13 protein-coding genes are annotated in these 15,540 nt (G+C 60.8%); 9 read left to right on the forward strand and 4 right to left on the reverse strand.

Translation table 11 applies throughout. From position 1 onward, the window contains the following. Positions 1–4: 4 nt before the first annotated feature. The 7 genes from DWZ52_RS02450 to DWZ52_RS02480 all read left to right on the forward strand — a co-directional run bounded on the left by DWZ52_RS02450 (position 5) and on the right by DWZ52_RS02480 (position 8,853). Positions 5–604: a hypothetical protein gene (locus DWZ52_RS02450; RefSeq protein WP_089573324.1), complete on the forward strand. Its 600-nt coding sequence runs from the start codon at positions 5–7 to the stop codon at positions 602–604. After that, entirely contained in the window at positions 588–869 is a 282-nt protein-coding gene (locus DWZ52_RS02455) for a hypothetical protein (protein WP_118384834.1), read from the forward strand. Before DWZ52_RS02450 ends, DWZ52_RS02455 begins: the two co-directional genes overlap by 17 nt. A gap of 18 nt (positions 870–887) precedes the next feature. Next, a complete protein-coding gene (locus DWZ52_RS02460; protein ID WP_117563506.1) occupies positions 888–2,318 on the forward strand; it encodes a hypothetical protein in 1,431 nt (476 codons plus the stop codon). Between the two features lie 118 nt (positions 2,319–2,436). Continuing rightward, positions 2,437–3,153 carry a DUF554 domain-containing protein gene (locus DWZ52_RS02465; protein WP_199579084.1) on the forward strand — a complete coding sequence of 239 codons (717 nt, stop codon included), beginning with the start codon at positions 2,437–2,439 and terminating at the stop codon, positions 3,151–3,153. An 87-nt stretch (positions 3,154–3,240) separates the two neighbouring features. Further along, complete coding sequence (locus DWZ52_RS02470; protein WP_233547244.1) at positions 3,241–4,995, forward strand: TerB N-terminal domain-containing protein; 1,755 nt, start codon at positions 3,241–3,243, stop codon at positions 4,993–4,995. After that, positions 4,988–6,292, forward strand: a complete 1,305-nt coding sequence (locus DWZ52_RS02475; RefSeq protein ID WP_118384836.1) for an ATP-binding protein — start codon at positions 4,988–4,990, stop codon at positions 6,290–6,292. Before DWZ52_RS02470 ends, DWZ52_RS02475 begins: the two co-directional genes overlap by 8 nt. A gap of 116 nt (positions 6,293–6,408) precedes the next feature. Beyond that, complete coding sequence (locus DWZ52_RS02480; protein ID WP_118384837.1) at positions 6,409–8,853, forward strand: DEAD/DEAH box helicase; 2,445 nt, start codon at positions 6,409–6,411, stop codon at positions 8,851–8,853. A gap of 27 nt (positions 8,854–8,880) precedes the next feature. Here DWZ52_RS02480 and DWZ52_RS02485 read toward each other — a convergent pair whose 3' ends face one another. The 4 genes from DWZ52_RS02485 to DWZ52_RS02500 form a co-directional block, all read right to left on the reverse strand. Next, complete coding sequence (locus tag DWZ52_RS02485) at positions 8,881–9,759, reverse strand: spermidine synthase (RefSeq protein WP_118384838.1); 879 nt, start codon at positions 9,757–9,759, stop codon at positions 8,881–8,883. Then, entirely contained in the window at positions 9,760–11,667 is a 1,908-nt protein-coding gene (locus tag DWZ52_RS02490; protein ID WP_118384839.1) for an elongator complex protein 3, read from the reverse strand. It abuts the gene before it with no gap. Between the two features lie 97 nt (positions 11,668–11,764). Next, on the reverse strand, positions 11,765–12,664 hold the full coding sequence (locus DWZ52_RS02495) for a DUF4097 family beta strand repeat-containing protein (RefSeq protein WP_118384840.1): 900 nt from the start codon (positions 12,662–12,664) through the stop codon (positions 11,765–11,767). Then, positions 12,661–13,383 (reverse strand): helix-turn-helix domain-containing protein, encoded by a 723-nt coding sequence (locus DWZ52_RS02500; RefSeq protein ID WP_117582890.1) that lies wholly within the window; start codon positions 13,381–13,383, stop codon positions 12,661–12,663. Before DWZ52_RS02500 ends, DWZ52_RS02495 begins: the two co-directional genes overlap by 4 nt. A 219-nt stretch (positions 13,384–13,602) precedes the next feature. Between DWZ52_RS02500 and DWZ52_RS02505 the strand changes: the two genes are divergently transcribed. Together DWZ52_RS02505 and DWZ52_RS02510 are read left to right on the forward strand one after the other, a co-directional pair. Next, complete coding sequence (locus tag DWZ52_RS02505) at positions 13,603–14,523, forward strand: hypothetical protein (RefSeq protein WP_199579087.1); 921 nt, start codon at positions 13,603–13,605, stop codon at positions 14,521–14,523. Positions 14,524–14,641: 118 nt separating this feature from the next. Then, complete coding sequence (locus DWZ52_RS02510; RefSeq protein ID WP_117647468.1) at positions 14,642–15,481, forward strand: tRNA (guanosine(46)-N(7))-methyltransferase TrmB; 840 nt, start codon at positions 14,642–14,644, stop codon at positions 15,479–15,481. The last annotated feature ends 59 nt before the right edge of the window (positions 15,482–15,540 follow it).

The raw sequence follows: 15,540 nt of genomic DNA on the forward strand, positions 1-15,540 counted from the left end.
GACCATGGACATCACCAGGAACATGAACGGAGCCAGAGCGCTCGTCGTGGGCGCAGGGCTCGCGCTCGCGCTCGCAATGGGCGCCGCCCCGACGCCAGCTCTGGCAGCCGGGCGCGTTGGAACCACGAAAGTAATGGTCAGGACCGAGATCGACAACGTAGAGTTCAAAGTTCCGACGGTTATTCCCTTCGTCGCCAAGGCCGACGGCACGCTTCAGGGCCCCTCAGAAGACGCGACCACCATCGACAATCATTCGGCCTACGGCATCCATGTCACCAACATGAAGATCGACGCCATGAACACCTGGACCATTGCCGCCGACGCCAAGGCCGGAACCGCGCAGAATTCCATCGACTTTAAGGTCGGCCCCGACGGCGCACTCCAGAACGCCAGCGCCGCAATGCAGGAGACGGGCCTCGATCTTTCCAAGAATGCAGCCTTCGACATGGGCTACCAGGGCATTGCCGGCGGCACGGACAAAATTAAGCTCAAGACAAGCGGAAACGTCGCCCGCGTCACGCGCGACATCTTCCGCGTAACCGGCGAAGGCGATCAAGTTGCAACGATCACCTGGACGGTCGAGCCCGGTGCGCACACGGCATAAGGCCGTCGCCCTGGCCACCGCCGTCAGTATCCTAGCGTTTGGGCCAGCCATGGCCTTTGCCCAGCAAGAACAGGCGCAGGCCGCCACGCAGGTGACGGTCGACCTCTCGGAGCTCGACCGCGGCAACTGCAAGGAACCGTTGGCACAGACAGACGACAGACGATGGCTCTTGGCAGCAGGCGCCACGGCAGCAGGCGCGGGAACCGCCGGCCTCGGTCTGCACATCAAACGCAGCCAGAAACGAAACACGGACAGGCCGCACTAAATTAGCTAAGGAGACCCCATGGCATCGAAGAACCTTTTGCCCGTCGTCGCACTCTGCGGCGCGCTCGCAACCGGAACGCCTGTCGCCGCTTGGGCGACTCCCGTCATGGCAGACTCCTTACCAGCAGCCCTAAGCTCCGCACCAAATCCGTCGAGCGCCATTGCGTGCAAGCGTTTTTCGTTCGCACAGGCCGCAATCTCAACCTCGGGATGCCTTCGTCGTAATACGGACGGCTCGATAGTCGTGGATATCAATCGTTCGAACAAGGCAAACGGCTCCCAGGCGGGGTGCGCCGTCTGCACGTGGCGCTCGATTGTGCTCGATGCAGATGGCGATCCGTGCGATTTGGGGTTGCGCATCGATATCGCTTCGGTCGATGACTCGGCGAACGGAGCGAAGGTCGCCTTCGACGGTGCGTTTTTCGAGAAAGGAGGCGGTATATGTCTGGGCTGCGCCGCCGCGAATGCAGACGATGTGCAGCCCACCCTCTCATTCACGGCATCGCTGCGGCTGACCAAGGCGGGCACCGATGCCATCGCGGCGGGAGAAGCATCCCTGCTGTTCTACGCCGCCAGCACCGAAGACACAGACATTCATTTCGAGAAGCCGGCCGGATCGCTCAGCCTTACGCGCGGGACGGAGGCAGGCCCTATTGCGATCGATACCCACACGCTAGGCAGGCAACGCATTCTTGCCGACCCGGCGCTTCTCGAGATGGAGTGGAACGGATCCGGAGCCGTCGGGATTGTCCCCTCCGCGCTTGACGCCAAGACGCTCCCCTCAAACGACGAACCCATCAACGCAACCATACAAGAAGAGAGCACGGACAAAGAAGCAGGTGCGGGCGACACGCCGTCGCCGACAAACAGCGTCCCAGCTTCTTTCGAAGCACCGAATGAGCCCGCTACCGGTCCAAACGATCCCGAGCTCGCGGACAGTCTGGGGCTTGCTGATCCTCAGGAGATCGATGAAGGTAACTGCTGCGTGCTTGCCGCCCTCGACCACACAGAGGTCATCGATGCTGCAAACATCGAAGTTGCCGCCGCCAATCAGCCCGTCCGCAAGTCGGCCATCATCGCATTTCCCGAATCCATCGAAGTCGTCTTTTTGCCATCGGGCGAGGTCGTGGCCCCAACACTGCTCACCTTGTTGGGCGCCAAGAATACTCGAAACGAAATTAAAAAGGTCACGGTTGTCGACCCTGCAACCACCGCTAAACTGCGTCTATACGCCGTTGCCCCAGACGGAGGCAAGACCTTGGAATTCGATGGCGACACACTTCTAGCCTGGCGACGTCTGGACATTATGCAAGACGTCTCGTATCAGATCGAACTCGAAGGGTTTGATCGTGCCCGCGATGCCAATATCATCGCCGCGGCTATTGAATCCCCGCAGCGGCTTATGACACTGCGCTTTGACTACTACCCCTATGTCCCGACAACCACCTGAGGCTTAAATGCTGCGCATCATTCCTAATACCACTTATATAACGTATTAGATGAGTCGCGATGTGCCTCGCATTTCGTTCTGCTACGATTGCCACGTTGGCATCAATACAGGAGGGCTCATGCCGGGCTTGGGAACAATCATCAACGTTGCGCTTTTAGTTGCGGGCGGTCTTTTGGGATTAGCGGGCGGCCGCTTCATTACACCGCGCATCCAAGACACGCTCGTGAAAGCATCGGGGCTGTGCGTCCTGTTTATCGGCCTGGGCGGCACCATGCAAAAGATGCTCATCATCGATGGAAAGGCGCTAGCGACCACCGGTACCACCATGCTCATCGTCTCATTTGCGCTCGGTTCGCTCATCGGCGAGGCCATCAACTTGGAGGCCTCCATCGAGAACCTTGGCGAATGGCTCAAGCGCAAGACTGGCAGTGAGGGCGATAACGAGTTCACCAACGCTTTTGTCTCGACTTCACTCACCGTGTGCATCGGCGCCATGGCCATTGTGGGATCGATCCAGGACGGCCTGCTCGGCGACTGGTCAACGCTTGCCCTCAAGGGCGCACTGGACTGCATCATCGTCTGCACCATGACGGCCTCGCTTGGCCGCGGCTGCATCTTCTCCGCCCTGCCCGTCGCCGTGTTCCAGGGGACGATCACGTTGTTTGCCGGCGCGCTCTCCCCCATCATGACCACAGCAGCCCTCAACAGCCTTTCGCTCGTAGGCTCCATGCTCATCTTCTGCGTCGGCGTCAACCTCATCCGTCCTCAGACCTTCCGCACGGCCAATATGCTTCCCTCCGTCGTCATCGCCGTCATATACGCCCTCCTGTTCTAAATCTATCAACGCAGCGGTATCTCGAACATCTGTTTGATGCTGTGCTATGATATGAGGTCACCGTAGCTGCGTTCGAGAGGAGGAGCGGTGGCCGACCAGGACATCAAGATGCTCATCGAGCGCATTATGGCCGAGGCCCGGACCCATCAGTCCGCCCGCTTCTCAAACGAAACCTACGCAGACGAGCCGATTCTCAAAACCGGCCGACAGATGCAGAATTTCCTCCCCGACCAGTACCGTAAAATGCGCGAGATATCGCGCTGGCAGGATGACCCCAAGGGCGGTGCGGGCCGCTGGCTTTCGGAAGCCGAGCTTTTTTACCGCCAGGGCCTGCTGATGGCCGGCTTTGAGGACGACTGTCCCTACAACGGCACCTTTAAGTCGTACTTTCCCACCTACAACGCCATGAGCGACCGGCAACTGCGCGGCTACTTTACCTGGCGTGCCCAAGTGCGCCGCGGAACCGTCGAGGAAACGTCTACGTCCTTTGCCTTTCTGTATCTCTATGAGCTGATCTGCGGCATTGGCGTAGATAATCCACTCGATGGTTTTAACAAGATCAAGGCTTTTTGGGATGTCTATCGCGCCTTCGAGCCCGGCATCGACCGGTTTGCGCGCGTGTGGCTGCAAGATTACGCCGTGTTCCACGGGCTCGACCCCAAGCTGCTTCGCGACTCTAAAACCGTCATGTTCGATAACGCCCTTATCGAACTGCGGCGCGCGGCACGAGACCTTGTACCGGCACCGTCCGGCCAGACCCCTAAGCGTCGCAAAACCTCCGAGCCCACGCTCCCCCTTCCGCCCGATGAGGTGCGCGAGGAGCGACTCATGGCCGCCATCAACGCCCTCTCCACGTACAACCTAAGTAGCTCGCGGCTCGACCGCAGCCACCACCGTGATCTGCGCCACGTGGCGTGCGCCGTGTATGTCCGCATGGTGCGCTACTATGACACGCACCGAAAGACCGGCATCGTGGCAAGTTTATTTGGGGAGGAGACGGCCATGCCCTACACCATGTTTGCCTCGGCCGTATTCTTTGCGCCCGAGCGCCACGAGGACTGCGAATACCGTCTGGACCCCATCCATATCTACCGTTGCCAAAACGGCTTTTGGGAATGCATGCGTATCCACGGTAGTAGGCAAAAGAGCAGCAAGCTCGGTGAAATGATGCGCGCCTGCGACCAACGCCTGCGCCTGGCGCTGGACCCTGCCCATCCCCTTAAGGAAGAAAAGGTCCCCAAATATCTGGCCAAGATTATCGATGACGAGATTGTGGCATGGCTTTCGTGGGACGCCGCACACCAGCCCGTCAAGATCGATATCGATCTGAGTCAGCTGGGGCATATTCGGAGCGCCGCCGCACAAACGCGCGAGGCGCTTTTGATTGACGAGGAACGCGAGGACGGCGCGCCTGTGGAAGTCGAGGCGACGCTTATCGAGCAACCGAACACCGAGTCTGCGCCCGACATGACTGCCGAACCTGGCGAGATGACCATACGGCAAGACGAACCCGACGAGCCGACCGTCTCCACCGAAGAGTTTGGCGTCGTGGCACCGCTCCTCGTGTCTGCGCCCGCACCCGTAACGTCCGCGCCCATCGAAGCTGCGAACAAACTCGCGCCCGCCGCAGATGCCTTCCTTCGCGCACTGCTCGAGCAAAACGTAGCGCAAGTGACATCGGCAGTGGCGCACTCGGGGCAGAGTGAGGACATGCTTGTCGATACCATCAACGAGGCGCTCTTTGACCTGGTGGGAGACACCGTTATCGAATTCGGCGCGACAGGGCCGCAGATTATCGAGGACTACGAAGCAGACGTGAGAGGATACCTAGACCATGAGTGATACCGCATCCGCAGCACCCCGCGTGCCCAAGCGCGTCGCTGCCGTCATTCTCAACTCGCTCAAGGGCGGCGTGGTCCCGCGCATCGGCCTTCCTTACATCACCGTAGGGCGCGAGGTCGAGATCCGCGCCCTGCTCACCGATCTGAGTCTCATCGCCGACGGTGGCGCGAGCTTCCGCTTTCTGGTCGGTCGTTACGGCGCCGGCAAGAGCTTTTTGCTCCAGACCATCCGCACGCACGCCATGGGCGAGGGATTCGTCGTCGCTGATGCCGACCTGTCGCCCGAGCGCCGCCTGCAGGGCGGTCAGGGACAGGGCCTTGCCACCTACCGCGAGCTCATCCGCAATATATCGACCAAGACGCGCCCCGAGGGCGGTGCGCTCAACCTTATCCTGGATCGCTGGGTCGCCTCGTGTGCCGATGCCGACGAGCCTGCCGTCAATGCCCAACTGGCGCCGCTCGAGGAAATGGTCCACGGCTTTGACTTCACCCGCATGCTCCGCCGCTACCGCGCGGCCGTATCCGAGGGCGACGAAGAAGCTATGAGCCGCGTGACCAAATGGATCCGCGGCGAATACCGCACCAAGAGCGAGGCTCGCGCCGAGCTGGGGTCCTCAACCATCATCAGCGACGATGACTGGTACGACTACGTCAAACTCATTGCGCGCTTTTTGGTCTGCAGCGGCTACAAGGGCATGCTGGTGCTCATCGACGAGCTCGTGAATCTGTATAAGATTCCCAACGCCATCACACGCCAATACAACTACGAGAAGATCCTGACCATGTACAACGACACGCTCCAGGGCAAGGCGCAGTACTTGGGCATGATCATGGGCGGCACGCCAACCTCCATCGAAGACCGCCGCCGTGGCGTGTTCTCCTACGAGGCCCTGCGCAGCCGACTCGCTCAAGGCCGCTTTGCACGCGAGGATCTTAAGGACATGCTCGCGCCCATCATCCGCCTGCAGCCACTCACCTACGAGGAGTTGCTGGTGCTGATCGAAAAACTCATGCAGATCCATGCTGGCTACTTTGGCTGGACGCCCACGCTTACCGAGAACGACTTGGTAGACTTCCTCAAGATCGAGTTCGGTCGTGTGGGAGCAGACACGCATCTGACGCCGCGTGAGGTCATCCGTGACTTTATCGAGCTGCTCGATATCCTATGCCAGAATCCCGATGCAAACGTGGCTGAGTTGCTGCAAAGCGTCGGCGACGACACGCTGGTGCCGGCAGCCGTAACAGGCGACACCGGCACCGCAGACGGCGACCGCAACTTCGCCGAATTCACCATCTAACCTGTCAAAAAGGGACAGGTTTATTTTGGCAGGTTTTATCTGCACAAACGTTGAGACAGCAATGCAGCAAACCATTGCCAGCCGCGTTGAGAGATTCGTTTTTGAGAGGAGGCCCCGTGAACGCCTTTGACCGCTACGCCCCGTTTATCCAAGACTTCATCTATTCCCACGATTGGGAGAGCCTGCGCTCTATCCAGGTTGCGGCGGCAGATGCCATCTTTAACATGCAAGATAATGTGCTCTTGACGGCGTCCACGGCTTCCGGCAAAACCGAGGCAGCCTTCTTTCCCATCCTGACCGAGTTTTGGGAGAACCCGCCCGCAAGCGTGGGCGCCCTCTACATCGGCCCCCTCAAAGCGCTCATCAATGATCAGTTCGTCCGCCTCAACGACCTCTGCGAAGAGGCCGATATCCCTGTCTGGCACTGGCATGGCGATGTCTCGCAGTCGCACAAGGCTAAGCTCATCAAAAAACCAAGCGGCATCTTGCAGATTACGCCTGAGTCACTCGAAGCGCTCTTAATCCATAAGCACATGGCGACCCCGCGCATGTTTTGCGACCTGCGCTATGTGGTCATCGATGAGGTCCACTCGCTCATGCGCGGCGACCGCGGCGGTCAGACGCTGTGCCTTATCGAGCGCCTCTCGCGCATGGCAGGCGTGCAGCCCCGCCGCATCGGCCTTTCTGCCACCATCGGCGACCCCGAGCGCACGGGCGCCTTTCTCTCACAGGGAACGGGGCGCGACTGCGTTATCCCCCGCTTTGAGGAACCGCGCCGCGTGTGGCGTATCTCCATGGAGCACTTCTACAACTCGGGCCCCCAGGCACAGCAGCGGGGATTCGTGGGCACAAGTCCTCAAGAGGCCGAAGTGCTTGCATGCGAGCGCATTGAGACGGCGGCACCCGCGGCACTGCCCGCCGGCGCCCAAGACATGCGTCACAGCGGACAGCTCACACAAGAGGAGCGCCGTCAACGTCGCGAGCAGGCGCGGGGCAAGGCCGCTCCCAAAGACCGTCGCACTTCTTCGGTCCCCGAGGGCGAAGTCGATATCCCCCAGGCCACCGAGCAGGCGCTCCTCAACCCCACCGACACGGCGCCCGACAACGCCGACCCCGGTATGGGCTATATCTTTGAGCATACGCGCGGCCGCAAGTGCCTGGTCTTTGCCAACTCGCGCGAGGAGGCAGAGGCCGTATGCTCCATGCTGCGCAGCTACTGCGAGAGTCGACACGAGCCCGACCGTTTCCTCATCCATCATGGCAATCTTTCGGCATCGTTGCGCGAGACGGCCGAGGAACTCATGCGCGATGAGGAGCAGGCACAAACGACCGTCACCACCTCTACGCTGGAGCTCGGTATCGATATCGGCCGTCTGGAGCGTGCGTTTCAGATCGATGCGCCATTTACCGTCAGTTCCTTTTTGCAGCGAATGGGCCGCACGGGACGCCGCGACCTTCCGCCCGAGATGTGGTTTGTCATGCGCGAGGAAGAGCCCGAGCCGCGCACGATGATGCCCGAGACCATTCCGTGGAAGCTCCTGCAGGGAATCGCGCTCGTACAACTCTATCGCGAGGAAAAGTGGGTCGAGCCGCCCGAGCTCGATCGACTCCCCTACAGCCTGCTCTACCACCAGACTATGTCGACGCTTACCAGCACCGGCGAGCTCACGCCGGCAGAGCTTGCCCAGCGCGTGCTCACGCTCAGCTATTTCCATCGCATCTCGGCCGATGACTATCGCGTACTGCTGCGTCACCTCATTAAGATCGACCATATCCAAGTCACCGAGGGCGGTGGGCTCATCGTGGGTCTCGCGGGTGAGCGCATCATTAACAACTTTAAGTTCTACGCCGTATTCCAGGAAAACGAGGAGTTCACCGTTCGCAGCGAGTCGGCCGAGTTGGGCACGATCGTCAATCCCCCACCGCCCGGTGAGCGCATCGCCATCGCAGGCCATTGCTGGATTGTCGAGGAAGTGGACTGGAAGCGTCATACCGTCTTTGCCACGCAGGTCAAGGGCCGTGCGCCGGCCTACTTTGGCGACTGCCCCGGTGACATCAATACACACGTACTCGAACGCATGCGCAAGGCGCTCAACGAGCATGCGGCATATCCGTATCTCATGGGCAACGCACGGGCACGTCTTGCACAGGCTCGTCATACCGCCGAGATTTCGGGTGCGGGAACTAAGCCGCTCATCAACCTGGGTGGCGACACCTGGGTGCTCTTCCCCTGGTTGGGCAGCTACGCCTTTTTGGCACTCGAGCGCATCCTCAAGATTAAGTGTGCCGCGGAGCTGGGCCTTCGCGGACTCGACCCGTCACGTCCGTACTTTATGCAGTTTAAGATGAAGGCCGACGAGGAGACGTTCTTTGAGGTGCTCGCCGCCGAGGCCGAGAAGGACTTCGATCCCATCGAGCTCGTCTATCCCGGCGAGGTGCCTTACTTTGATCGTTACGATGAGTTCGTTCCCGAAGAGCTCGTGCGCAAGGGCTTTGCCGAAGGCGTGCTCGACATCGAGGGTATGAAGCAGCGCGTCCTCAGCTGGCGCGACCACGCCTAAGACCAGTCTTTTTTGGGACGGGGAGACTTACTTGTCGTGAAGGACGGTGCCGAGGAAGTCAGCGTCGAAGGGCACGGCTTCGGCAAAGGTGTAGTCACCGTCGCTGGCGATGAGCAGGTAGTTCTCTTCGCCGCCAAATTCCGCGTCGCCGCAGGGAACCACCCAGGCATGCGCAAACACCTCGAGCGCCGTGGTAACGCAATCGCGCAGGAACGTCACATCGCTCCCCTCGTTTGCACTCACGATATTGGCGGCATAGATACCGCCGGGGTTCAGGCTGCCCCGCACCAAGCGCAGCGCCTCAATCGTCGCCAGCTCGCGCACGGGCTCGGCACCGCCAAAGCAATCGCTCACGACGACATCGTAGCGACGATGCCCAACGCTCGTCACGCCCAGATACGAGCGAGCCTCAGCGGTAATCACCCGCAAGCGGTCACCCACCGTGCGCTCCAGCTCGTCCAGATAGAACCAACGACGCGCCAGACGCGTAATCTCGGCATCGTACTCAATGACGTCCATGCGCAAACTCTCGTGCGACATCAGCGCAAATTTGGGATAGGCAAACCCACCGCCGCCCAGCATAAGCATGCGGTCGACGCCGTGACCATAAACGTCGCGCATCGCATCCTCGGCCTCAAATGCGTCGTCAAACGCACGATAGTATGCAAAGACGGGCTCCGCCCAACGCTCGCCAACGTAGGTCGCGCTCTGGTAGACGCCGCCTTGCACCAACACGCGAACTTCGTCGCCGCCCTCATCGTGCACGCGCTTCACGCGCGCCAACCCATTGCGGGTCCTCGCGACCTGCAGACAGGCAGCGCGAACAGCGACGGCGGCCGCACCGAGCGCCGCAGCTCCCAGGGCAACGCCGGCGACGACGCCGGCAGAAACACTCGGCTTGTTCATCTAGAGCTCCTTTTGCAGATAAAGGCCATGGTCATAAAATCCAAGATGGCGATAGTACTCGCGCGTGCCAATCGCGCTGATCACGTTGATGCGCGCATAGCCGGCATCCCGAGCTATCTGACACGCACGCTCCACGAGCAGACGCCCCAGACCGTGATGCTGAGCCGCCTGGCCCTGATCGCCCACACGCGCCGCCATACCATAGACGTGCACCTCGCGAATCATCGCTTCCTCCGGCCTGGTCGGCAACTCGTCCGCATGTGCGGTGACAAAGGCGCGATCGGGCAGCGACAACCGCAAAAAGCCTGCGATCTTGCCCTGCGGCGTCACCCACTGCAAAAAGCGCTCACGCGTCACCGGCGTCTCGTACGTCACGTCCTCGTCAAGGGCCAACTCGTTCAGGTCGGCACCCGCCGTGCTGATCTCGCGATAGCGGATCTCGCGCACCGTCGCGCCTTCCCCACGAGCCGCCAAGCGGTTTTCGACGAGTTGACGCAGGTTGGGCTTCTTGTTGCCCACCATGATGTCGTCAGAGCTAAAGTCGCGAATCATGCGGCTGATGCGGCAGAACGCCGGCGTCACCACGATGTCGTCGGCAAGCACATCGAGCAACTCGTCCTCGGTATAGGGGCGCCACTCGCCACGCTCGTAACAGCCCACCAGACGCGAGCCCTCGATGAGCGCACACGGGTAGACCTTGACCTCGTCAGGCATAAAGGCCCCTTCGGTCATAAAGCGTTCGTAGTCGCGCTTGTCCCCCTCGGGCGTGGCGCCCAGCAAGTTAAGCATAAAATGCGCGTGGATCTTAAAGCCAAACAGGCGCGCAAGCGAAAACGCCCGCTCGATCTGCGCCACCGAAATGCGACGCTCGTTGATATCGAGTAGGTGCTGGTCGAGGCTCTGGATACCCATCTGGATCTTGGTGCAGCCCAGGCGGCGGATGAGCGTAAGCGCCTGCGGCGTTACAGCATCGGGGCGCGTCTCGATAACGAGTCCCACCACGCGATGCTTCGCCGTCTCGTTGATGCGCTGCTGGCGCTCGAGCTCCTCCATCGTTGCCGTCTGCCACTCAGTGACCTCGCCCCACGGCGTGCCGGGGCCGTACAGACAACGCACCGCACGGTTATAGCCGCCCACGGCAGCATCCACACGCCCCTGCTCGTCGGCAACGCCGGCAGCAAGCTCGACCTCGTCTGTCGCAATGCCGGCGGCCCGATAGCGCTCGCGGCGCTCTGCTACCACAGGCGGCAGGGCATCGGCGGGAGCGTCATCGAGCAGACGCCCCGCCTCGGCACGACTGATGCCCGGACGCGCCAACATGGGGTTAGCCGCCACACCAGCCACGGCATCGTCATTGAGCGCGCGGAAGAGCTCCGACATAAACCACGTCTGATACCCTTGCGGATAGTCGCTCCAGGTACCGCCGAGCACAATGAGCTCAATCTTATCGGTCGCATGCCCCATTTGCGAAAGCGCCGTCAAACGGGCACTCACCTGCAGATACGGGTCAAAGCAATTTTGCTCCGCACGGGCGCACGCCGGCTCGGCATGCAGATAGCTTTTGGGCATGCGCAGATCGTTGGGGCAAAACAGGCAATCGCCCGAGCATGGCCAGGGCTTGGTGATGACGGTAATGGTCGCCACGCCCGAGGCCGTGCGACGAGGCTTCATGCGCAGCACTTGCAGCAGTTGACGCTCCAACTCGGCATCGACATTCCACGCAGCCCACCGAGCCGGCTCCTCACGTTTAACCCGTTGGTAGAACGGCAGCAGACGGCGCTTGGCCAAATCGCGTTTGTCGGCACCCTCACGGCGCGCCTCGGCATGTATCAGTTTGACGAGTGCCTTGTCGTCCACGGTCTCGCCGCGACGCAGAGCCTCGAGTATGTTCAAGATAATCTGTTCCATGCCCCCATTGTAAAGGCAAAGGCGCCGGAGCCAGTCACGGCCCCGGCGCCTCCATCAAAGAGCATGCCTATATGTACCGATCTCCGAAAACCGCATGTCACTCCGGATCAAACGACATGTCACCCGAACCGACCTTAAAACGATACGTGGCAGACTTATCACCGTTGTCGAATTCAAGATTCAATATGGTCTCGCCATCGTAGCCAAGCGGAAGGAAATCGCTCTCGAAGTCACCGCTGCCCACAGTGAGACTCGCCTTAAAGCCCGCAGAATTCGGAACCGCTATCTCCACATCGCCCGAGTCCACGCTTACGTCCATCGACCTCGCGGGGGCCTGGTAGAGCTCGAACGTCACATCACCCGAACCGACCTTGGCATTCAGGGTGTCGGTTACAGTGCCCGCAAACTCAACGTCTCCCGAGTCCAACGTCAGGTTGAGGTCATGACACGCAATGTCCGTGACCGTCAGATCGCCCGCTCCTACATTCGCTGTAATGCCCACCATGTTATCGGCAACTTCGCGCGGCAGTTCGACGGTAACCGTGCGGTCAATGGCGCGCTCGTCATCGCAATCGAACTGGCGAATCTTGAGCGTAGAACCCTTAACCTCGGCCAGATTTTGGGTTGCCGCATCGAAGGCGACGGTCCCCGTTGCCACGCGACCGCTTTCAATTACGCGCACCGGCCCGCCGGAGACGTGTTTGACCTCGACCGTGCCCGACGTCACGTCCAAGTCAAGCGATGTGAACGCGTCGGCATCAAACGTTTCACTCGAAAGCTGTTGAGGCCGAGCGGAATAGTTACCGCTATTCAAGGAATCGTCCTCGTCAAACGCATCGCCCATACCAGACAAGCCGGATACAACATCGTCGAAATCCCACGGTCCATCAAAATGAATCAAAGTCCGCGAAATGCCAAAGACAAGCCCGATGATGAGCACAAACGCTCCGATGCCAATGCCCAAGCGCCTCTTAGACTCATGCGAGAGCTTCATCATTCATCACCTTCTTTGGCACTCGACTCAGCGGTGGTCGCGGCAGCCATGTCAGCGTCAACCGCTGTGGAAACGTCCTCCCCCTTAGTCCTAGCGACCGCCGGCGCCGGACCAACCTGAATATCCCCGCGCGCCCAATCGCCATCGAGCGCACGTGCCACCCAGTGATAGATGGGGATCGTAAAGAAAATCAGCGCGGCAAAGGGGCCGGCGCCAAACAGGAACATCAGCAAAAAGAACAGCAGCCAGCACACGGCCCAGTACGGGAACGACTGGAACGGACCCTTCACTGGAGTCGGGCCGGCCGCACCGGCACCCGTCACCTGCGCCGTAGCGGCATTGGCGGCCTGTGCACTCCAGCTTGCCGCCTGCGCCGCCTTGGCTGCCGCGTCACTTGCCTGCGTTGCCGCCTCGGTGGCGCGTGCCGCGGCCTCATGGGTGCGGGCGCGCTCTGCCGCCTCGGCCTCGCGCTGACGGGCGCGGTCCTCGTTCTCAAACTCGATATCGTCCTCGATCTCATCGCTCGGATTGAGCAGCTCGTCCAGACTCACACCGTAGAGCTTGGCGAGCGAGATCAGGTTCTCGGTATCGGGCGAGCTCTCCGCGCGCTCCCATTTACTGACCGCCTGGCGCGACAGTCCCAGCTTTCGTGCAAGCCCTTCTTGGCTAAAACCCTTGCTGCGACGAAGGTCGGCGAGCCGCTGCGCAGTTTCTACATTCATGGTTCCTCCTATGCGATGCCAGCCGTGCCGCCGGACCGTTTTTGTTCTTAAGGCGCCTTGCACAGTTAAAAATCTATCCGCCACCGCCAAAAGCATGCCACCTATTCTAGTGAGATTTTTGACAACCGGCGGTTGCGGGCATATATGAGCTGCGGAAATGTGTCCAAACAAAGCAATGACCCGCAGCTCGGTTGTCCCCGTTGCGGCGTTAACGGTAGTATGGTCGTACTGTTTATTCCGCACCGCCAACGGAGGGAGTTCCGCGCCGTGAACCGCGATTTCGCCTCATCGCTCATTCAGCTCAACAATACGTTCTATCGCGAGCACTCCGCCTCCTTCTCCGATACGCGCCAGGCACCGTGGCCCGGCTGGGTACGCACCATGGACATAGCGCTCGAGCAGCTCGACGTCGCCACGATCGAGCATCCCGTCCGCGTCTTCGATCTTGCCTGCGGCAACATGCGATTCGAGAACTTTGCCGCCGGCGGCGCACTTGCCGCCAAGGGCGTCGACGGCGCAAACCCCTCGGCAGATGCCAGTTGCCCGTTTGAGTTCTATGGTGTTGACTCGTGTCAGGATTTGGCTATCGATGCGCACGGTCACGCCCTGCGCATTCCCAACCTGCACTTCCAGGAACTCGACGTACTCGATGCCCTCATGAAGCTCAACCCCGCCGAGACACCCGACGTGCTTTTCGACGCCCCGCTCGCCGACATCTCGGTCTGCTTTGGCTTTATGCACCACGTGCCGTCATGCGAGTACCGCGTACGCGTGCTCGACGCCCTGGTGCGCCAGACGCGCCCAGGCGGCATCATCGCCATCAGCTTTTGGGAGTTTATGAACGACGAGCGCATGGCGCGCAAGGCCGTTCGCGCCGAAGCCCGCGCCGAGCTCACCCCGCCGTTTGAAAGTTACGATTCCGCGCAGTTTGAAGCCGGCGACCACCTCATTGGCTGGCAAAACGACCGCCACGCCTACCGCTATTGCCATCACTTTGACGATCAGCAGATCACCGACCTGGTGCGCGGCGTGCGCACATTCTACAAGAGCGGCGAGGTCCCCGTGCGCGAGCTTGAGCGCTTCCATGCCGACGGTCGCAGCGGCGAGCTCAACCGTTACGTGATTCTCAAGCGCCTGTAGGCATCGGCGACTTGCCGCCGAGCCGCACCGCAACTTTCGGGCAAGCTATGCCCCACCCTTTTCAACCCATTGATGGAACGTGCTGCCATGCGTTCCATACTCATGATCAAGGAGCCTCATGGGAGCCGTCCACGTTCGCACGCCTAAGAACTTTGTGCTCGAAGAGCGCCTGGAGCGCTACGCCGATGCGATTGAGACGAACCCCGAGGCCTATGCCGGAGATTGGCGCGAGGCTTGCGCGCCAGTTGGCAGCAAGCCCTTCGAACACCTTCACCTGGATCTTGGCTGTGGCAAGGGAACGTACCTTGTAGAGCGCGCGGCCCACGAGCCAAACACCCTCTTTATCGGTATGGACCAGGAGCCCATCTGCATCGCCTATGCCGCACAGAAAATCTGCGAGCAGGAGCTGTCCAACGCACTCGTCCTGCCCCGAGGCGCCGCATCGCTGCCGCAGCTGTTTGCCGCAGGCGAGCTCGATGCCATTACCATTAACTTTCCCACGCCGCAGCCCAAGGCCAAGTACGCCAAAAAACGACTCGTCCATGTCGACCATCTGATGCTCTACCGCCCGCTCTTTTCAGCCGGCGCCACCGTCACACTGCGAACCGACAGTAAGCCATTGCGCGACTACGCCCTGGGGCAGTTTGCCGCGGCCGGCTACGACACGCTTTGGGTAAGCGACGACGTCCGCCGCGACCATCCCGAGCATCCCGAGACCGAGTACGAATGCCGCACGCGCGAGATGGGTGCCGTCGTCTATGGCATTTGCGCCACACCCGGCGCGCAGCCCAGCAATGAACAGCTCGCGGCGGGCCGCGCGCAGGAGCAAAGCCTTGCCTGCTACCTGCCCGAAAACCTCGATGAGCTCACCTATGTACCTCTGGGCATGGAAGAGGCCGTCGAGAACTTTAGAAACCGCGCCCGCAAAGGCAAGAAGCGCCTGCCGCAAGAGTCCTAGGGGCTTCTGATGGTCGCGGCGTCGGCAAACAAGCGCAAATTGGCGCCAGCGAACGGCCC

Origin of the sequence: Collinsella sp. AF33-16 (assembly GCF_003475325.1) — a bacterium.
Classification (GTDB): domain Bacteria; phylum Actinomycetota; class Coriobacteriia; order Coriobacteriales; family Coriobacteriaceae; genus Collinsella.